Below are 20036 nucleotides of genomic sequence, written 5' to 3' on the forward strand. Positions count from 1 at the left end.
AGAGGGTGTGGCAAACGGCATGTGTCTGCCCGATGTGTCTGCCCGACGGGCGAGCGCGCGGCGGCTCTCGTGACCCCACGCCGGGATGGTCCAACTCTCCTTCCGTATACGGATATTGGTCCAGGCCACTGACGCCCCGCAGGCCCGCGGCCCCTCACCGCGAAACTCCACGGCACCCGCGCTGACGTGCGAAATCCTTACGGCTGAGCATGATTGACGGATCGTCCGGGAGCCGATACCCCTGTAGTCGGGTCCGACCCCGCAGGCCCGTCGCGCACCATCCGTCCCTGGAGGCTGCCTTGCAAGGATCCGCCCCCGCACGACTGAGAGGCGCCCGTCGCCGCATGCTGAGAGCAGGGAGCGCGGTGGCCTCCGCCGCCCTGCTGCTACCACTGGTCTCGACCGGCCCGTCCGCGACCGCGGAGCGGCCCTCGTCCGGCGCGCTGCAGCACGACTTCGCCGCGGCGGCCGCCCAGTACGGTGTGCCGCAGAGCGTGCTGCTCGGCGTTTCCTATCTGCAGTCCCGCTGGGATACGCACGGCGGTGCGGCGAGCGTCACCGGCGGTTATGGGCCAATGCATCTGACCGATGCCAGGACGGCGCTCGCCGAGGCGCCGCACCATTCGCACGGCACCGAGGACGCGCGCGGCGACGAGGCGCGTCCGGCCCGGACGATCACCGAGGCCGCTCTGCCCAAGGCGTCCGAACTCCCGGCCCGGCTGAGGACCTTGGACCGTGCGGTCGAGCTCTCTGGGATCTCCGCCGAACAGCTGCGCGACAGTCCGGCCGCCAATGTGCGCGGCGGTGCGGCTCTGCTCGCCGACGCGCAGAAGAAGCTGGGCCTGCCGTTGAGCGAGAACCCTGCCGACTGGTTCGGCGCGGTGGCTCGGTTCTCCGGCGCGGACGACACTGCGACCGCCACGACGTACGCCAACGATGTCTTCGACGTGATCCGCGTGGGCCAGACGCGCGTCACCGACAGCGGGCAGCGGGTCGCGCTCGCGGCCGACCCGGCCGCGGCCCCCGACCCTGCGCAGGCGGCACGGCTCGGGCTGCGCACGGCTGACGCCAAGAAGACCGAGTGCCCTCGGACGGTGGCCTGCGAGTGGATCCCCGCGCCGTACGAGGAGTTCGGCGACGGCGACTACGGCAACCACGACCTGGCGGACCGGCCCGCGTCCCAGTCGGTGAAGTACATCGTCATCCATGACACCGAGGGCTCCTGGGACACCACTCTGAAGCTGGTGCAGGACCCGACGTATGTCTCCTGGCAGTACACCCTGCGCTCCTCGGACGGGCACGTCGCCCAGCACGTGCCGCTCAAGGACGTGGCCTGGCAGGCCGGCAACTGGTACGTGAACGCCAAGTCGGTGGGCCTGGAGCACGAGGGCTTCCTGGTTTCGCCGGACGCCTGGTACACGGAGGCGATGTACCGCTCGTCCGCCCGGCTGGTGAGGTATCTGTCGAAGCGGTACGACATTCCGCTGGACCGCCAGCACATCCTCGGTCACGACAATGTGCCGGGCACGACCGCCGCGACCATCCGTGGGATGCACACCGACCCGGGCCCGTACTGGGACTGGTCCCACTACTTCCAGCTGCTCGGCAACCCCCTCAGGCGAACCGCCGGACCGGCGAGTGGTGTGGTGACCATCCGCCCCGACTACCTGAGCAACCAGCCGGTGTACACGGGCTGCGCGACTGCCGGACAGGCGTGTGTGCCGCACGGGTCGGGCGCGGTCCGGCTGCACATCGCGCCCGCCGAGGACGCCCCGCTCGTCAAGGACGTCGGTCTGCGTCCGGGCGGACAGGACTCCACCATCGACGTCAATGACACCGGCGCCCGTGCCTCGACCGGCCAGCAGTACGCGGTCGCCGGGCGCCAGGGCGACTGGACGGCGATCTGGTACCTGGGCCAGCAGGCCTGGTTCCACAACCCGCGCAAGCAGCCGACGGCGGTCGGCGCCCGGGGCTGGGTGCTCACGCCGAAGGAGGGCGTGGCGGAGATTCCGGTGTACGGGCGGGCCTATCCGGAGCCCGCGGCGTACCCCACCGATGTGCCGGTGCAGCCGATCTCCCCGCTGCCGTACAAGCTTCTCGCCGGCCAGCGGTACGTGGTCGGTGACCGGACTTTGGGCGAGTACCTGTACGCGCCGACGTTCGACACCGCCGGGCACCGGGTGGTGCGCGGCACGGAGGCCTACTACGAGATCCAGTTCGGGCACCGGGTCGCCTTTGTGAAGGCGTCCGACGTGCGCGTACTGAAGTAGCCGCGGTGCGCCACCGTTCGTGGGGTCCGGTGGCGCACCGCCTCTCTCTTGCGGGCTTGTGTGACTAATTGCCGTGGAGCGTGGGCCGTACGGGCGACGGGTAGGGCTGGGCCGTCCACCTCCGGTCCGCGCTGTCGCGCGCGGATGCTCACCGAAAGGCCCTGGCGCACATGGCACAGCCCTTCGTACTGCCGGACTTCTACGTTCCGTACCCGGCGCGGCGCAATCCGCATCTCGAGGCGGCGCGACGGCACACCAAGGAGTGGGCGCATCGGATGAAGATGCTGGAGGGTTCCGGCATCTGGGAGGAGAGCGACCTCGACGCGCACGACTACGCCCTGCTGTGCTCGTACACCCATCCCGACTGCGACGCCGACGCGCTCTCCCTGGTGACCGACTGGTATGTGTGGGTCTTCTTCTTCGACGACCACTTCCTGGAGATCTTCAAGCGCAGCCAGGACCGCGACGGTGGGAAGGCATATCTGGACCGGCTGCCGGCCTTCATGCCGATGGATCTTTCGGCGGGTACGCCCGAGCCCACCAACCCGGTCGAGGCGGGTCTCGCCGATCTGTGGGTGCGGACCGTGCCCAGCATGTCCGACGGCTGGCGGGTCCGGTTCGCCGAGGCCACCGAGAATCTGCTGAACGAATCCCTCTGGGAACTGTCCAACATCAACGAGGGGCGCATCGCCAACCCCGTCGAGTACATCGAGATGCGCCGCAAGGTGGGTGGCGCTCCCTGGTCGGCATGTCTTGTGGAGTACGTGGCGCGGGCCGAGGTCCCGGAGTCCGTCGCGGACTCCCGGCCGCTGCGGGTCCTGCGGGACGCCTTCTCGGACGGTGTGCATCTGCGCAACGACCTCTTCTCGTACCAGCGCGAGGTCGAGGCCGAGGGCGAGAACAGCAATGGCGTACTGGTACTGGAGACCTTTCTGGGCTGTACGACCCAGGAGGCGGCCGAGGCGGTCAATGATCTGCTGACCTCACGGCTGCAGCAGTTCGAGAACACCTTCTTCACCGAACTGGGGCCGCTCTGCACCGATATGGGCCTCGATCCGGCGGGGACCGCCGCTGTGCTGGCCTATGTGAAGGGTCTGCAGGACTGGCAGTCCGGCGGCCATGAGTGGCACATGCGCTCCAGCCGCTATATGAACGAGGACGCACAGCCCGGCCCGGGGCTCCCGGGGGGCGCCTCCGGGATGGCCGCGGCTATCCGGCTCACTCCGCGCGCGGAGGCCGCCCGGTGGCGCAGTCTCACCCATCTGCCGCACCAGCGGGTGGGGCCGTCCCAACTGCCGGAATTCTTTATGCCGTTCAAGACGACGCTCAGTCCTCATCTGGAGGGCTCGCGGGTCCGGACGGCAGAGTGGGCCCGCCGGATGGGCATGCTGGAAGCTCAGCCGGGGCTGCCCGGTTCGCACGTCTGGGACGAGCGGAAGGTGGCGGGCTTCGACTTCCCGCTCTGCGCGGCGGGGCTCCACCCGGAAGCGACGCCCGACGAGCTCGATCTGTCGTCGGCGTGGCTGACCTGGGGCACGTACGGGGACGACCTCTTCCCCGCAGCGTACGGACGCTCCCGCGATCTGGCCGGCGCGCGGGCCGCCAACGAGCGGCTCTCGTTGTTCATGCCGGTGGACGGCTCACCGGCACCGGACCCCTCCAGCGCGATGGAACGCGGTCTGGACGATCTGTGGCAGCGCACGGCGGGCCCGATGTCCGCCAAGGACCGCCGCACCTTCCGCGAGTCCGTGGAGATCATGACGGCGTCCTGGCTGTGGGAGCTGGCCAATCAGGCACAGCACCGCATCCCGGATCCGGTGGACTACATCGAGATGCGACGTCACACTTTCGGCGCCGAGATGACGACGAGGCTGTGCCGGATCCGGCACGGCGAACGGGTGCCCGAGGAGATCTATCTCAGCGGTCCCGTCCGCTCGCTGGAGAACGCCGCCATGGACCAGGCCACGCTCCTCAACGATCTCTTCTCGTACCAGAAGGAGATCGAGTACGAGGGCGAGGTGCACAACGCGGTCCTGGTCGTGCAGAACTTCTTCGGCGTCGACTACCCGACGGGAGTGTCGATCGTCGGCGATCTGATGAACTCGCGGATGCGGCAGTTCCAGCACATCGCCGCGCATGAGCTGCCGCAGCTCTACGACGACCTCGGCCTGGATGACGAGACCCGGGAGATCCTGGACGGCTATGTCCACGAGCTGGAGAACTGGATGTCCGGGATCCTGACCTGGCACCGCGGCTGCAGGCGCTATCGCGAGGAGGATCTGCGGGCCGGACATGCCGCTCCGTGGCGGCTGAACGGCCCCTCCGGACCGGGCACTTCGGCGGCCCGTGCCCTGACGCTGTTCGCCCGGATGCCTGCCGTCAGGACGTAGCGCGTACAGCACAGAGCACGGTCGGAACACAGCATGGCCAGAACACGGCACCGTCGGAACACAGCATGGCCAGAACACGGCACCGTCGGAACACAGCACCGTCGGAACACAGCACCGTCGGAACACAGCACCGTCGGAACACAGCACCGTCGGAACACAGCACCGTCGGAACACAGCACCGGCCGTTGCGGCCCACCGTGCGGACGATCGCGGCGGGCCGTGCCGCCGGACGGTGGGCGGCCCGGGGTTCTCAGCCCTGCTGGAACAGCTCCGCGGGCAGCGGCTTGAGCAGTGCGTACAGATCGTCCGTGATCGGCCGGTCCCAGCTGGCGATGGTGACCAGGACATTGTCGCTGCGGTCGAACTGGACGCAGGAGATACGGCTTTCGGAGAGCTTGAGACGCCGCACGATCAGCAGGTTGTCGCCCTGCATCACCGGCATGTCCTCGACGTCCACCACATCGACGGGCTCGTCGTTCTCCAGCGCGAGCAGCAGCTGCGCCACCTCGAAGGGGATCTCGCCCTCTTCGATGTCGCGGGCCGGCGAGCCCTCCGGCAGATTGCCGATGATCATCGCGGGGCCGCGGCCGCCGAACAGGTCGTACCGCAGGAAGACGCCCTGGCAGGTGCCGTCGGGAGCGGGAAGGAGCCCGGCGCCGAGATTGCCGGGCCAGTCCCCCGGGTCCATGGCCAGGACATCGAAGTCCGGGCCCGCGGGGGTGGCGGCGCTGCGGCGGCGGAGGAAGGACATACCGCCATGGTACGTGTCCGGGCGGGCCCGGCCGAGCCGGGGCCCGGTGCCTCTTGGACGCCGTCTGTCACCGTGCACGAGAGCCGTCCAGGGTGTCGGCGAGACCGTCGCCGAGGGCCTCCGCCAGGCCCGCCGCATCGGTGCCCACCTTGCGGTAGACGGCGGAGAGCAACCTGGTCACGGCCTGCTCGTCGACATGGAGGGTGGCCGCCACGGCGGCGGTGTCGCGTCCCTTGACCGTCAGCACGGCCGCGGTCCGTTCGCGGGCGGTGAGGGCGTCGGTCTCGATGGCACGCAGCTGCCGCGGGCGCAACCCGGCGGCGGCGAGTTCGTCACGGGTCGTCTCCGCGAGCCCGTCCGCGCCGCACTGCCCGGCCGCATCGAGACCCCGGTAGAGGTGCTCGGCGGCTTCCTGCGGACGACCGGTACGGCGCAGGTGCGTGCCGAGGTCGACGAGGGCGCGGGCCAGTTCGTACGCGGCGGGTGAGCGCTCCAGCCGGAACACGGCCTCTTCGAGGAAGGCGGTGCGTTCGGTGCCGCCGGAGACTTCGGCGGCGACGCGCAGCGCCTGGCCGATCGCCGAGGCCGTGGCGAACCTGCGGGCGCGGCCCACCGCTTCGAGGGCGGTCTCCCGGGCACGTTCCGGAGCGTCGTGCGCCTCCGCGAGGGCGAGGTGGAGCTGCCAGGGACACCAGGCGGGGTTGCGCATGCCACGCGGGTCGAGCCGTCGGCCGGCCGCGGCCAGTTCCACGGCCGCCTCCTTCGGGCGGCCGCAGGCGAGCAGCAGTTCGCCGTACACGGTCTGGGAGTCGGGGAAGGTCACAGCCGCGGGGAAGGGTTCGCCGAAGCCGTGGTCCTGTGCGACCCGTACGGCCTCGTCGGTACGTCCCCGGGCGAGCAGGACCTCGACGAGCGTGCCGAGCGCGTACCACTCGACGGGTGTACGGGGACCAACCCGTTCGGCGAGCCGCAGCCCGGCCCGTACGAAGTCCTCCGCCTCCGCCAAACGTCCGCGCCGGAAGCGGATGTAGGCGAGGAGGGTGTACGCGAACGAGAGGTGCGCGCCGCGCCAGCCCTGGCGTTCGAACTCCGCGGTGCCGACCGCGAACAACTCCTCGGCACGGCCCGGGCGGTCGGCGTAGAGAAAGGTGAGGGCGACCAGGACCGGAACTTCGAAGCCGCGGTCCTCGGCGGCCCAGCCCAGTCCGCCGTCGAGGGCGCGTTCGGCGTGGCGGAGGGCGACGGAGGCGGGTTCGGCGCGCAGCATGGCGTCCCAGCCGCGGAGGCCGATGATGTAGCGCTCGGTGAGGTCTCGTCCGGTGAGCCGGTCGGCGAGGCGGGCCAGCCGCCTGGAGCGGGCGGGCGAGTCGGGCTCGTCGGCATGGAAGGCGTCCCACATGAAATTCTCTGCCTGCATACGCAGCCGGGCGCGCGGGTCGGTGGTGCGGCGGGCTTCGCGGGCCAGGGTGTCGGAGGCCTCGCCGAGGCGGTCGCTGTGGGCGAGGACCTGGGAGAGGCGGTAGACGATGCCCTGGCGCAGGGCGGGGTCGGCGATGGGCTCTTCGAGGGCCGCGCGCAGATGGTTGACGGTGGTGGCGGGTTCGGTGAGCAGGGAGGCGCAGCCGAGTTCGTACAGGACGGCGGCCCGGTCCTCGAAGGGTGGGGGTTCGCGCAGGGCGCGGGCGAGATGGCGGCGGGCGGCGTCGGGGGCTCCGGCGCGCAGGGTCTCGCGGGCGGCCTGGCGCAGATGGTGGACGACCCAGGGGTCGCCTTCGGGGTGGGTCTCCATGAGGTGCCGGGCTGCTGCGGTGGAGCCGAGTCCGGCGTCGACGACGGACCAGGCGGCCTGGCCGTGCAGGGCGACACGCACGGCATCGGGGATGGCGCGGTAGACGGCGGTGGCGATCAGAGGGTGGACGAATTCGAGGGTGTCGGAGCCGGTGAGGATACGGGCGTCGCGCAGCTGGTCGGCGGCGTCGGCGGCCGTTTCGCTGCCGAGGCCCGCGACGGCGGCGGCGAGGGCGGGCGGGATTTCGGTGCCGAGTACGGCGCCGGCCCAGGCGAGACGCACGGTGGAGGTGCCGAGGCGGTCCAGGCGGGTGACGAGTCCGCTGCCTTTGACGGCGGCGGCGAGGTCGCGCAGGAGGTGGGCGCCGGCCTCGTTGGGTTCGAGTCCCCGGTCGTGGACTTTGGCCGTGAGTTCGACGGCTTCGAAGGGGTTGCCCGCGGTGACGGCCCAGCATTCGCGGCAGAACGCGTCGTCGGCGTGGGCGCCGAGCCGGTCGCGTACGAGCCGGCCGACGGCCGGTGCCGTGAGGGGTTCGAGGTCGATGGGACGGTGTCCGGCCCGGCCGGGGAGTCCGCGGAACTGCTGGGCGTGGTCGGGTAGTTCCTCGGGTCGGTAGGCGACGACGAGCAGCATCGGCAGTTCTTCGGCGCGCGGCGCGAAGGCAGCGAGCCAGCTCAGCGACTCCGGATCGGCCCAGTGTGCGTCGTCGAGGACGAGGACGAGCGGGGCGCCCTGGACGGCGAGATGCGTGAGGACCCAGTCGAGGCCGTCGCGCAGACCCTGCGGGTCGGGCGGGGCGCCCGCCTCCGCGGTGCACAGGCCGAGTGCGGGGCCGACGATGGCGTACCAACTCCCCAGCCGCAGACGGAGTGCGGTGTCGGAGGAGCCGGCGAGCTGCGGCTGGATGAGCTGGCGGGCGACATGGAAGGCGACGCGCTGTTCCTGGTCGCCGCCGCGCGCGGAGAGCACGGTGCAGCCCTTTGCGGCAGCGCGGTGGCGGACCTCGGTCAGGAGGGTCGTCTTACCGAGGCCCGCGTGGCCCGCAAAGGCGAGCAGTGCGCCGCGCGGGCGCTCGGGAGGTTCCGCGTCCTGCGGATGGAGGCCGACCAGCTCGCTCAATGCTTCGTCAACAGCGGCCAGTTCGGCTTCGCGCTCGAAGAGCCGACGCCTGTTTCTGCCGGCGCGTCGCGTCATGGTGCACCCCCACGGCCGGGGCGTGCGTCCGGCGCGGCAAGGGGGCTGCCGGACGTACGTCCTCGAGGCACCTCAGGGTACGCCCGCGAGGCCGTGCGCGGACCGGCCTTGCGAAACGCGGTTGTGCGGAGTGCTCCGCCGGCCCGTCAGGCCGAGGTCTGGGTGGGGCCGAGCCCGGTGGCGACAGACCCGTTGATCTTCTCTATGGCCTGCCGGGCGTGCTCACCGGGTGTGCGAGCCGTGAGGGACGACACCGAGGAGGGTGCACCGTGCTGAGTCCGCTCCGGTGCAGGTCGTGCGTGGGATGCCGACCGCGTACGCAGCCGATGGCTGGCGGCCTCGTCGAGACTCACCGGACGCTGCATCTGAGCAGCCAGCCGGCCGGCCTCCTGCCCCAGCGCCGCAACGTCCTCCCACTGCAGACGGACCACCAGGCGGAGTTCGGCCTCGCCGTCCGGAAGAGCTTGGAGAGGAGGATTGGTGGGCTCATTCATGGGCTGATCCCTCACAGTCTCGGAACGGAATCCTCGTGGGAAAGCTGCGCACCCCCGGTTCCGGTGTGCGCAGAGAGATACGGGAAACTCCGTCGCCGCGTTCAAAGCCCGGCGCGCATGCCGAGAGCCGCGGCGCCGAACCCGTCCGCGGGGCTGGGCAGTCCTGGCCGTACGGCCCGCGCGGTCATGGCGAAAACGGCAGGGCCGCACTGAAGCAGTACGGACCGCACAAGTATCGTCGGGATGCTCTACACCGGACCACGGGGGGAATCGCGGAATGACGAACGACGATGTGCTGGCGGTGTGCCGCAGCAACTGGGAGTACCGGGGCCTCGACGAGGCCTCCGTACGGGAGTTGCTCAAAAAGCTCTCCAAGGAACTCGCGGACGCCGAGGCGGCCGGGCGCAACCCGAAGGACGTCGTCGGTCAGGACATCACGGCGTTCGCCGCGTCCCGGGCCCGGGCCCACCGCCCGCTGCCGTACCGGCTGCTGCGGATGGCCGCCATGGTTTCCTTCGTTCTCGGCGTGGTGCTGCTGCTCGGGCACCTGCTCCGGTGGAGCACGGTGCTGCCTGTGCTCCCGAGCCGTATCGCCTTCTACGCCGCCGTCGCGGCGGTCACCGTGGCCTGGGAGCTGCGCCGCGGCAGCCTCGGCATACGCAAGGGCTGGCTGCTCGCCTTCGTGGTCGGCCTGCCGGTCATGGTGATCACCGACCGGCTGGCCGGCGACGAGTCGCTGTTCGACCTGCCTCTCTGGGGCACGCTTGTGCTGTTGCTGCCCGGTCTGCCGTACGCCGTCGTCGACGTCCGCGCGAAGAGGACGGAGAAGGCGGCTCAGACGGTCACATGACCGTCACGTGAGGTCGAACTCCCCGTCGCGGGCGTTGATGACGAAGGCGCGCCACTCGGCCGGGCTGAAGATCAGCGACGGGCTCTCCGGCCGGCCACCGTTGCGCATGGCGATGAATCCCTCGACGAAGGCGATCTGGACGTCCCCCGTTCCCTGGCTGCTCGACTGCCAGTCGGCATTGCTGAGGTCGAGTTCGGGCTTGTCCCAGCCCGAAAACATCTGCGTGGTGGTCATGCTCTCGGCCACGTCCGTGCTCCTCCCGGTTCGTCGTCCGGGCCTCAGACTAGCGACCGTCTCCGGTCACGGACAGGCCGCGGAAGAGGGACCGCGGCCTGTCCGACGTGACGCGCCCCTGCAGGGGGACGGATCATGTCGTGGGCGGTTCGGCGCCGACCAGCCACATGGAGAAGAACTGTGCTCCGCCGCCGTAGGCGTGTCCCAGTGCTTTACGGGCTCCCTCGACCTGGTGCTCGCCGGCCCGGCCGCGCACCTGGAGGGCTGCCTCGGCGAAACGGATCATGCCGGAGGCACCGATGGGGTTGGTGGACAGCACCCCGCCCGACGGGTTGACGGGCAGATCGCCGTCGAGTTCGGTGACGCCGGACTCGGTGAGCTTCCAGCCCTCGCCTTCGGCGGCGAAGCCCAGGTTCTCGAGCCACATCGGCTCATACCAGGAGAACGGGACGTACATCTCGACGGCGTCGATCTCTCGGCGCGGGTCGGCGATCCCTGCCTGCCGGTAGACATGGGCCGCACAGTCCTTGCCGGCCTGCGGCGACACGAAGTCCTTGCCGGCGAACATCGTGGGCTCGCTGCGCATCGCGCCGCCGTGCATCCACGCGGGCGGCTGCGGTGAACGGGCCGCGCCCGCACGGTCGGTGAGGATCATCGCGCACGCGCCGTCGGAGGACGGGCAGGTCTCGGAGTAGCGGATCGGGTCCCAGAGCATCGGGGACGCCTGAACCTTCTCCAGCGTGATGTCGTGCTCATGGAGATGGGCGTACGGATTCTTCAGGGCGTTGCGGCGGTCCTTGTACGCGACGAGCGAGCCGACCGTGTCGGGGGCACCGGTGCGGCGCATGTACGCCCGTACGTGCGGGGCGAAGAAGCCGCCCGCGCCCGCCAGCAGCGGCTGCTGGAACGGGATCGGCAGGGACAGGCCCCACATGGCATTGGACTCGGACTGTTTCTCGAAGGCGAGGGTGAGCACGGTGCTGTGCACGCGGGAGGCCACCAGGCTGGAGGCGACGAGCGCGGTGGAGCCGCCGACCGAGCCCGCGGTGTGCACGCGCAGCATCGGCTTGCCGACCGCGCCCAGCGCATCGGCGAGATAGAGCTCAGGCATCATCAGGCCCTCGAAGAAGTCGGGAGCCTTGCCGATGACGACGGCGTCGATGTCCGCCCAGGTCAGCTGGGCGTCATCGAGGGCCCGCCGGGCCGCTTCGCGTACCAGACCGGCGATGGAGACGTCCCGGCGGGCGGCGACGTGCTTGGTCTGGCCGATACCCACGACAGCCACGCACTCTTTGGATGTCGCGGCCCTGGTCATGACTCTCCCTCGAGTACGGCGACCAGATTCTGCTGGAGGCAGGGGCCGGAGGTGGCGTGGGCGAGCGCCCGGTCGGACTCGCCGCGGTGAATACGGGCGGCGGCCTCGCCGAGGCGGATGAGGCCCGCGGCCATGACCGGGTTGGCGGCGAGCGCTCCGCCGGACGGGTTGACCCTCACGCTGTCGTTGAGCTTGAGGGTGCGGCGCAGGACGACTTCCTGGGAGCTGAAGGGGGCGTGCAGTTCGGCGGTGTCCACCGGCCGTTCGAAGGCTCCGGCGTGTTCGGCGGCGATGCGGGTGGATGGCGAGTCGGTGAGGTCGCGTACGCCGAGGCTGTGCGGCTCGATGCGGTGGTCCATGCCGCGGATCCAGGCGGGGCGCTCGCACAGCTCGTGGGCCCGGTCCCCGGCCGCGAGGATCACCGCGGTCGCGCCGTCGCCGATGGGCGGGCAGTCCCCGGTCCGCAACGGCCGGACGAGGTACTCGCCCGACGGAACCGGACCCTTCAGTTGAGCGTGCGGGTTGTCCGAGGCGTCGGTGCGGCTGCGGGCCGCGACGGCGGCGAGCGCGGGCTCGTCCGCCGCGCCGGCGTCGATCAGCGCCTGTGCCTGGAGTGCGGCGAGCGCGACCGAGTCGGGCCAGAGCGGCGCGACGTAGTACGGGTCGAGCTGGCGGGTCAGTACATCGCGCACCTCGCCCGGCGAGGACTTGCCGTAGGCGTAGACGAGGGCGGTGTCCGCCTCGCCGGTGAGGATCTTCACCCAGGCCTCGTAGAGCGCCCAGGCGCCGTCCATCTCCACATGGGACTCCGAGATCGGCGGCCAGGCGCCGACGCCGTCGAGGGCCATGGTGAAGGAGAATGCCCGGCCGGCGAGATAGTCGGTGGAGCCGGAGCAGGTGAAGCCGATGTCGCTGGTCTGCAGTCCGGTCTGCCGCAGCACGTCGTGCAGCACCGGCATCACCATCTCGACCTCGGAGAGCTCGTCGGTGCGCCGCAGCGTGTCCGTCTGCGCGAAGGCGACGATGGCCACGTCCCTGGCGTATCGCATCAGAGCAGCTCCTTGTACTGGTCGTAGTCGGCGTCCGGCTCGCCGGTGGGCCGGTAGTGGTCGGGGTGGCGGCTGCTTGACGTCCACACCGGTTCGACGCGCAGGCCCATGCGCACCTGGTCGTACGGGATGCCGCCGATGCGTCCGTGCAGGGCGAGGTCGGCGCCGTCGAGGGCGATGTGCGCGTAGACGTACGGCACTTCGATGTCGAGATTCGCCGTATGCGCAGCCTTGATGTTGACGATGCAGTAGGTGGTGACGGTGCCGCGCGGCCCGACCTCGACCTGCTCGGTGGTGGCGACGCCGCAGGTGGGGCAGGCGCCACGGGGCGGGACGTACACCTTCCGGCAGTTCGGGCAGCGCTCGCCGACGGTCCTGCGTCCCGCGAGGGCGTTGATGTAGCCGGACTGGGCGCGGCCCGGCGAGTAGGTGTAGTCGAGCCGGGCGGGAGTCACGATGGCGGTGACCGCTTCGTCGAACACGCCGCTGTGCCCGGTGACGTGAGTGGCCGGCTCGCTGTCGGCCGGCTCGAAGCAGGCGATGTCGGTGATGGCTCCTGTGCGCTCCTCGGCCCAGCGGATACGGACGCGCATTCCGCTGCGTATGTCGTCGGGGCCCGGTGCGTCGAGGACATGGAGGAGCGAGGTGTCGGCGCCGTCGAGCTTCACCAGCACCCAGGCGAAGGGCGTCGTCAGCGGTTGGTCGCGGCGCGGGCTGGGGTTCCAGGCCCAGGTGGTGACGGTTCCGGTGGCGCCGACCTCGACCAGTTCGCGGATCTCCTCGGCGGTGGCGGGGTCGTACTCGACGGGTGGTACGAGGACCTTGCCGTCACTGGTCCGCACGCCGAGTACGGTGCGCTCGCGCAGTCCGGTGAGGAAAGCGCTCTGTACAGGGCCGAGGGAGCGGGTGAACGGGAACTCGACGACCAGCGGTGCACTGAGGAGCTCGGGCATCTGGCATCTCCCTTGGTCAGGCGCGCCGGAAGACCGGCGGGCGCTTCTCGGCGAAGGCGCGGGAGCCTTCCTTGGCATCGGCGGTGTCGAAAATCGGCCAGCCGCGTTTCAGCTCGGCGGCCAGGCCCTCGGTCTCGGTCAGCTCGGCGGTCTCGTAGACCGATGCCTTCACGGCCTCGACGGCGAGCGGTCCGCAGGCGTTGATCTGCTCGGCGATGGCGAGGGCTTTCTCCAGCGTGGTGCCGTCGGGGACGACATGGCCGATGAGTCCGATCCGATGCGCCTCTTGCGCGCTGTACGGGCGGCCGGTGAGCAGCATTTCCAGGGCATGCGTCCGTGGTATCTGGCGCTGAAGCCGTACGGTCGAGCCACCGATCGGGAAGAGGCCCCGCTTGACCTCGAAGAGGCCGAAGGTGGCACTCTCGCCCGCGACCCGGATGTCGGTGCCCTGGAGGATCTCGGTGCCGCCGGCGACGCAGTACCCCTCGACGGCGGCGATCACCGGTTTACGGGGCCGGTGATGGCGCAGCATCGCCTTCCAGTGCAGATCCGGGTCGGCGTTCATCCGGTCCCGGTAGTGCTCTCCTTCCATCCCCCTGCCCGCGAGGGCCTTCAGATCCATGCCGGCGCAGAAGGAGCCGCCCGCGCCCGTCAGCACGATGGAGCGGATCGCGTCGTCCTCGTCCGCCTCCAGCCAGCCGTCGTGCAGACCGACCAGCATCGGCATCGAGAGCGCGTTCTTCGCCTCGGGCCTGTTCAAGGTGAGCACCAGCGTGGCGCCTTCGCGCTGCACGGTGAGGTGTTCGGTACCACCGTGTTCGGTACCACCGTGTTGTCCCATGTGCAGACCTCCCGTCTCAAGACCTAGAACAGGTTGCAGTAGGCCGGGGTCCAGTTCAATAGTTTTCTGACAGACAGTCAGATTTCTTCTGCGGCACCCCTTCCCAGTTGTGCCGACCGGCGCTCTAATGACCGCCGAGCCGAAGTTCGCCGGGTGTCGCCGGGGGTCAGGAGGAACGGTGGAGTACAACCTTGCCGACCTGTTCGAATCGGTCGTCGATGTGGTGCCGGACCGCGAGGCGCTCGTGTACATCGACCATCCCGGTACGGGCGCCGAGCGCAGGCTCAGCTACGCGGAACTCGACGCGGCGGCCAATCGCGTGGCACACCATCTGATCGATGCGGGCATCGAGCCCGGCGAGCATCTCGGCCTGCATCTCTACAACGGCATCGAGTATCTGCAGACCGTGCTCGGCTGCCTCAAGGCACGGATCGTCCCGGTCAACGTCAACTACCGGTATGTGGAGGAGGAGCTGGTCTACCTCTACCGCGACGCCGATCTCGCCGCGCTCGTCTTCGACGCGGAGTTCACCGAGCGGGTCGCGGCCACGTTGCCGCAGACGCCGAAGCTGAGGCATGTGGTGCGCGTGGGTACGCCGCCGGACGGCTCGCCGCGGCTGTCCACCGTCGCCTTCACGGAGGCCGAGGCTGCCGCCTCACCCGAGCGCGGCTTTGGGGCACGCTCCGCGGACGACCAGTTCATCATCTACACCGGCGGCACCACCGGTATGCCCAAGGGCGTGATGTGGCGCCAGGAGGACCTGTTCTTCGCCGGGCTCGGCGGCGGCGCACCGACGGGCGAGCCGGTTGCCGCACCCGAGGAGCTTGCCGAGCGGGTGGCCGCGGGCGGTGACGGCATCACCTTCTTCCCCACTCCGCCGCTGATGCACGGCACCTCCACCCTCACCGCTTTCATCGCCTTCAACTTCGGCCAACGGATCGTCATCCACCGCAAGTTCGTGCCGGAAGAAGTGCTCCGCACGATCGAGAGGGAGAAGGTCACCAGCGTGTCGCTGGTCGGCGACGCGATGCTGAGGCCGTTGATCGACGCGCTTTCGGGGCCGCTCAAGGGCACCGACTTCTCCTCGGTGTTCAGCGTCTCGAGCTCCGGCGCGATCATGTCGGATACCGTGCGCGCGCAGTTCGCTGCGCTGGTGCCGCATGTGATGCTGCTGAACAACTTCGGCTCGTCGGAGTCCGGCTTCAACGGCACCGCGACCGACGACTCAGGACCGGAGAAGGGCTTCAGACTGCGGGTCAACGCCCGTACGACGGTGGTCGACCCGGCCACGTACGAACCGGTGAAGCCGGGCGAGCCGGGCCGCGTCGCCCAGCGCGGACACGTCCCGCTCGGCTACTACAACGACCCGGAGAAGACCGCCGAGACCTTCTTCCAGCGCGGCGACGAGCGGTGGGTGCTGCTCGGCGACATGGCAACGGTCGACGAGGAGGGCATCGTCACCGTTCTCGGCCGCGGCTCGCAGTGCATCAACACCGGTGGCGAGAAGGTGTATCCGGAGGAGGTCGAGCAGGCGCTCAAGTCGCATCCGGACGTGTACGACGCGCTGGTCGCCGGGGTGCCGGACACCAGGTGGGGCAACCATGTGGCGGCCGTGGTGCAGGTCCGCGACGGCGCGCTCACACCGACGCTGGACGACATCCAGTCGCACTGCCGCACCCGGCTCGCCGGCTACAAGATCCCGCGGCAGCTGGTGATCGCGCAGGAGATACAGCGCTCGCCGAGCGGCAAGGCGGACTACCGCTGGGCCCGGACGATCGCGGTGGAGTCGGCCGCGCAATGACCTTCCGGCCCGCCGTCGCGCGCCCGGGGCTGCCGGACTCGCGAACCCAGGTCAGTCGCCGCAGACGGACCGCAGCGAGCGGGCCAGCGCCACCGTGTGAAGCGCGTCGAGCTGCCGCTCGTGCCGTACGTGTGCTGCCGAGGCGATCAGCAGGCCGTCGCAGTACGGAGCCGGCCGGGCCGAGGCGGACTCGGCGATGCTCCGGACGAGAGCGGCATTGATGCGGTTGATCTCCTTGCGTACCTCAGCGAGGTCGGGCCGTTCCGTCGGGGCCTGCGAAGGATCCGCGTCCCAGCGGCGGAACAGGGCTCGCTGGACAAGCTTGTTGGCCTCGATCTGGTCGCGGAAGATCCGTACCGTCGCCCCGGGGTCCGCACCGAGATCGCGGGCCTGCTGCGTCACGCTGTCGAGGACCTGCTTCTCCCGGGCCGGGTCGTCGATGGGACTGCCTGTGCCGTATTTGGCCGCGGCGACCAGATCGGCGGTGGTGAGCCGCTGGGCGGAGAGATCAGCGATCGCGTACAGGCCTGCGTACGAGCCGGAACGTACAGCGGCCGCAGGGACCGAGGCCGACGCCTGAGGCGCGGCGGGGGCGGCGGAGGCCGTGCCCGCCCCCGTGAGCAGCACGGTCATGGCGGCACCCGCGGCCGTCAAACACCTTATGGACATACTCAGTTGCACGCGCTCCCCTTCTCGGATCGATGAATCGCCGTTGATCGTACGCGGCAGGGCCGGCTGCCGGGGCAGGCGCGCGCAAAGGTGCCCCGGCGTGCCGAAGCCGGGCTCTCAATCGATGCGGCATATCTGCCGCGCCCACCGGAGCCGCTCGCTCCTATCCTGGTGAGGGGCGGTCCGGCTCGCGGAGAGCGGGAAGGGAGCCGCCGCGTGGCTGAGCAGACCACCGGTACCGATCAAGCGATCAAGCAGGCGAGGGACGCCGCCGCCCGCGAGGCGTGGGCCGACGTGTATGGCGCCCTGCGCGACCTCGACCCCGGCCGCATGGCCCCCGACGATCTCGCCGTACTCGCCGACGCCGCCTGGTGGACCAGCCGCGTCGAGGAATCGATCGCAGCCAGGATCAAGGCCTACTCCGGCTATGTGACGGCGGGCAACGCACGGCAGGCCGGATTCACCGCGTGGATGCTCTTCTACGAGTATCAGCTGGCGGGGCGTACAGCCGCGGCCGCGGGCTGGCTGAGCCGGGCGCGGCAGCACCTCAGCGGCGAGCCCGAGTGCGTCGAGCACTGCTATCTCGCCTGGGTCGAGTCAGAGGAGGCAAAGCAGCGTGGCGCGTTCGACGAGGCCATGGCCTGTGCCCGCCGCATGGGTGGTATCGCGCAGCGCTGCGGCAGCCCGGATCTCCTCGCCATGAGCACCCAGGCGCAGGCGGGCGTACTGCTGGCGCAGGGACGGATCGCCGACGGGCTCGCACTGCTCGATGACGCCATGTGCTCGACCATGGCGGGCGAGCTCAGCTCGTTGTTCACCGGGTGGATCTACTGCCTGGGCCTTCAGGAGTGTATGTACTCCGCCGACCTGGAACGGGCCGTCGAGTGGACCGACGCGGCCATGGCCTGGTGTGCGTCGATGCCCGAGGAGAACAACTTCCGGGGTCTGTGCCGGGTGCACCGGGTGGAGGTGCTCGAGCTGTGCGGTGACTGGCCCCAGGCCGCGACCGAGGCCGCCCTGACCTGCAGAGAGCTGCTGCCCTACGAGGGGCGGATGGCTGCGGAGGCGTTCTACCTGGCCGGAGGTATCCATCGTCGGCGCGGCGACCTGGCCGCGGCCGAGGCATCGTACGCCCGCGCCCACGAGCTCGGCCGTGACCCCCAGCCGGGCCTCGCGCTGCTGCGCCTGGCCCAGGGCAAGGCCGACTCCTCCGCCGCAGCTCTGCGGCTGGCGCTGGCGGACGAGGACGGTGGCAATGGGCGGCCCGACCGTCTCGGGCGCTGCCGGCTGCTCGCGGGCCAGGTCGAGGTCTCGCTCTCCCTCAGACAGTTCGACCAGGCCCGTATGGCGGCGGACGAACTGGAATCCATCGCGCGCGAGTGGCAGCAGCGGCGCCAGTCCACGACGACCATGCTGCATGCGATCGCCGCGGCGGCGGGCGGTGCGGTGGCATTCGCCGACCGTGACCTCGAACGTGCGCTTCCCCTTCTGCGCCGGTCGCTGTCGCTGTGGCTGGAACTGGGCGTCCCGTACGAGGCGGCTCAGGTCCGGATGACCCTGGCCGCCGCCGACCGGGCCGCGGGCGACGACGAGGGTGCCCGGCTGGAACTGCGGGCCGCACGGGCAGCCTTCGAACGGCTGGGCGCCACGCCGGACGCGCGGCGGGCGGCGGCCCTGCTCAGCAGCCTGTACCACCGGCAGCCGGGCGAGCTCACCGAGCGGGAGATCCAGGTGCTGCGGCTGGTCGCCGCGGGCGGGACGAACCGGTCCGTCGCCGCAGAACTGTTGATCAGCGAGCACACCGTCGCCCGGCACCTCAACAACATCTTCGCCAAGCTCGACGTGTCCTCACGTGCAGCGGCAACGGCGTACGCGTACACGCACGGCCTCGCGTGATCCCGCGTACCCGCTCCGGGTACGTATGGGCTGTTCTGCCCATGCCCGCTCCGGCGAAATGAGCGGTTCCGACGATGAGTAACGCCCGACCGCGTGCCTACAACGGTCCCGTACCCGTTCCCCGAAGTCGCGGAAAGCCGGTGGCGATCATGACCACCCACACATCAGCACTGGACGTGCAGCTGTTGGAGCGGCTGCGCGGAGCCGTACACGGCGACATCGTCGAACCCGGCGACCCCGGCTATGACGACGCCCGCAAGGTCTACAACGCCATGCACGACAAGCGGCCGGCGATCATCGTCAGGGCCGTCGACGCGGGCGATGTCATCGCCACAGTCGATTTCGCTCGCGAGCAGCGGCTGCCGCTTGCGGTTCGCGGCGGCAGCCACAGCGTCCCCGGCTACGGGACCTGCGACGACGGTGTCGTACTCGACCTCGGACGGATGCGCGGGACTCGAGTCGATGCCGAGGCACGTACGGCAAGGGCAGATGGCGGTTGCACCTGGGCCGACGTCAACCACGCCACCCACGCCTTCGGTCTGGCCACCACGGGCGGGATCGTCTCCACCACCGGCGTCGGCGGTCTGACCACGGGCGGGGGCATGGGTTATCTGACCCGCCGCTGTGGTCTGGCCTGCGACAACCTCGTCTCGGTCGACGTGATCACGGCCGATGGATCCTTCCTGACCTGCACGGAGGAGCACAACGCCGACCTGATGTGGGCGGTGCGCGGTGGCGGCGGAAACTTCGGGGTCGTCACGTCCTTCGCGTACCGGCTGCACCCTGTGGCCGACATCCTCGGCGGGCCGACGTTCTATCCGCTCGACGGCGACGTGATCCGTCGGTACCGGGAGCTGATCGCCGACTCCGACGAGGAGCTCGGCGCCTTGCTCATCGTCGGGCTCGGCCCGCCGCTCCCGTTCCTGCCCGAGCGCTGGCACGGGCGGCCGCTCTGCGGGGTGATCACCTGCTGGACCGGGCCGGAAGACCAGGACGACCAGGTCCGTGCCCGTCTCGCCGGGCTCGGACCGGTGGTGGGGCAGCACGTGGAGCGCATGCCCTACCCAATGATCAACACCCTCTTCGACGAACTGGTGCCCGCGGGTCTCTTCCACTACTGGAAAGGCACCTTCAGCCAGGGCCTGCCGGACGGGGCCATCGACGCGTACGTCGAGCACGGCGCCACGACCCCCTCCATCCAGAGCGCGACGGTGGTGTTCCCCATCGACGGCGCCTGCCACAGGGTCGGACCCGAGGAGACCGCGTTCTCCTACCGGGACGTCGACTTCTCAACCGCGCTCAGCCCGACCCTCACCACCCGCGAAGACTGCGAGGTGCAGAAGGACTGGGTACGCAGATTTTTCACGGCGCTCCAGCCGTACTCCGCGGAGGGCGGCTACGTGAACTTCATGGACCACGACGACCAGGACCGCGTCCGGACCAACTACCGGCAGAATTACGACCGTCTGACGGCGATAAAACGGCGCTACGACCCGGGCAACCTGTTCCGCTTGAACCACAACATCGCGCCCTGACAAGC

The 20036-nt window shown here is 70.1% G+C and carries 15 protein-coding genes; 6 read left to right on the top strand and 9 right to left on the bottom strand.

What is annotated here, in order from left to right; translation table 11 throughout:
- Positions 1-344: 344 nt before the first annotated feature.
- A complete protein-coding gene (locus AB0D12_RS20940; protein ID WP_362684753.1) occupies positions 345-2270 on the top strand; it encodes an N-acetylmuramoyl-L-alanine amidase in 1926 nt (641 codons plus the stop codon).
- Between the two features lie 170 nt (positions 2271-2440).
- Positions 2441-4660 (top strand): terpene synthase family protein, encoded by a 2220-nt coding sequence (locus AB0D12_RS20945; protein WP_362684756.1) that lies wholly within the window; start codon positions 2441-2443, stop codon positions 4658-4660.
- A 250-nt stretch (positions 4661-4910) separates the two neighbouring features.
- Here AB0D12_RS20945 and AB0D12_RS20950 read toward each other — a convergent pair whose 3' ends face one another.
- The 3 genes from AB0D12_RS20950 to AB0D12_RS20960 all read right to left on the bottom strand — a co-directional run bounded on the left by AB0D12_RS20950 (position 4911) and on the right by AB0D12_RS20960 (position 8888).
- Entirely contained in the window at positions 4911-5411 is a 501-nt protein-coding gene (locus AB0D12_RS20950; RefSeq protein WP_327321566.1) for a hypothetical protein, read from the bottom strand.
- A 67-nt stretch (positions 5412-5478) separates the two neighbouring features.
- Positions 5479-8394: an AAA family ATPase gene (locus AB0D12_RS20955; RefSeq protein WP_362684760.1), complete on the bottom strand. Its 2916-nt coding sequence runs from the start codon at positions 8392-8394 to the stop codon at positions 5479-5481.
- A gap of 146 nt (positions 8395-8540) precedes the next feature.
- Positions 8541-8888 carry a hypothetical protein gene (locus tag AB0D12_RS20960; RefSeq protein ID WP_362684763.1) on the bottom strand — a complete coding sequence of 116 codons (348 nt, stop codon included), beginning with the start codon at positions 8886-8888 and terminating at the stop codon, positions 8541-8543.
- A 277-nt stretch (positions 8889-9165) separates the two neighbouring features.
- Here AB0D12_RS20960 and AB0D12_RS20965 point away from each other — a divergent pair, with 277 nt between their 5' ends.
- On the top strand, positions 9166-9738 hold the full coding sequence (locus AB0D12_RS20965; protein WP_362684766.1) for a hypothetical protein: 573 nt from the start codon (positions 9166-9168) through the stop codon (positions 9736-9738).
- Positions 9739-9741: 3 nt separating this feature from the next.
- Here the strand turns inward: AB0D12_RS20965 and AB0D12_RS20970 are convergent, their stop codons facing one another.
- The 5 genes from AB0D12_RS20970 to AB0D12_RS20990 all read right to left on the bottom strand — a co-directional run bounded on the left by AB0D12_RS20970 (position 9742) and on the right by AB0D12_RS20990 (position 14130).
- Complete coding sequence (locus AB0D12_RS20970; protein WP_362685183.1) at positions 9742-9972, bottom strand: DUF397 domain-containing protein; 231 nt, start codon at positions 9970-9972, stop codon at positions 9742-9744.
- A 133-nt stretch (positions 9973-10105) separates the two neighbouring features.
- Positions 10106-11287 carry a thiolase domain-containing protein gene (locus tag AB0D12_RS20975; RefSeq protein ID WP_362684769.1) on the bottom strand — a complete coding sequence of 394 codons (1182 nt, stop codon included), beginning with the start codon at positions 11285-11287 and terminating at the stop codon, positions 10106-10108.
- A complete protein-coding gene (locus tag AB0D12_RS20980; RefSeq protein WP_362684772.1) occupies positions 11284-12336 on the bottom strand; it encodes a thiolase domain-containing protein in 1053 nt (350 codons plus the stop codon). Before AB0D12_RS20980 ends, AB0D12_RS20975 begins: the two co-directional genes overlap by 4 nt.
- Positions 12336-13289 carry an OB-fold domain-containing protein gene (locus AB0D12_RS20985; protein WP_362684775.1) on the bottom strand — a complete coding sequence of 318 codons (954 nt, stop codon included), beginning with the start codon at positions 13287-13289 and terminating at the stop codon, positions 12336-12338. Before AB0D12_RS20985 ends, AB0D12_RS20980 begins: the two co-directional genes overlap by 1 nt.
- Positions 13290-13305: 16 nt before the next feature.
- Positions 13306-14130, bottom strand: a complete 825-nt coding sequence (locus AB0D12_RS20990) for a crotonase/enoyl-CoA hydratase family protein (protein WP_362684778.1) — start codon at positions 14128-14130, stop codon at positions 13306-13308.
- Positions 14131-14308: 178 nt separating this feature from the next.
- Between AB0D12_RS20990 and AB0D12_RS20995 the strand changes: the two genes are divergently transcribed.
- The gene (locus tag AB0D12_RS20995; protein WP_362684781.1) at positions 14309-15931 is read left to right on the top strand and encodes an acyl-CoA synthetase; all 1623 of its coding nucleotides are present in this window, start codon (positions 14309-14311) and stop codon (positions 15929-15931) included.
- Between the two features lie 51 nt (positions 15932-15982).
- On the opposite strand, the gene AB0D12_RS21000 is transcribed toward AB0D12_RS20995, so the two are convergent.
- Entirely contained in the window at positions 15983-16564 is a 582-nt protein-coding gene (locus tag AB0D12_RS21000; RefSeq protein ID WP_362684784.1) for a chorismate mutase, read from the bottom strand.
- A gap of 252 nt (positions 16565-16816) precedes the next feature.
- Here AB0D12_RS21000 and AB0D12_RS21005 point away from each other — a divergent pair, with 252 nt between their 5' ends.
- Positions 16817-18496, top strand: coding sequence for a helix-turn-helix transcriptional regulator (locus tag AB0D12_RS21005; RefSeq protein WP_362684787.1), 1680 nt, complete (start codon positions 16817-16819; stop codon positions 18494-18496).
- A 149-nt stretch (positions 18497-18645) separates the two neighbouring features.
- On the top strand, positions 18646-20031 hold the full coding sequence (locus AB0D12_RS21010) for an FAD-binding oxidoreductase (RefSeq protein ID WP_362685186.1): 1386 nt from the start codon (positions 18646-18648) through the stop codon (positions 20029-20031).
- Positions 20032-20036: the final 5 nt, after the last annotated feature.

Source organism: Streptomyces sp. NPDC048479 (assembly GCF_040651435.1).
In the GTDB taxonomy this organism is placed as follows: domain Bacteria; phylum Actinomycetota; class Actinomycetes; order Streptomycetales; family Streptomycetaceae; genus Streptomyces.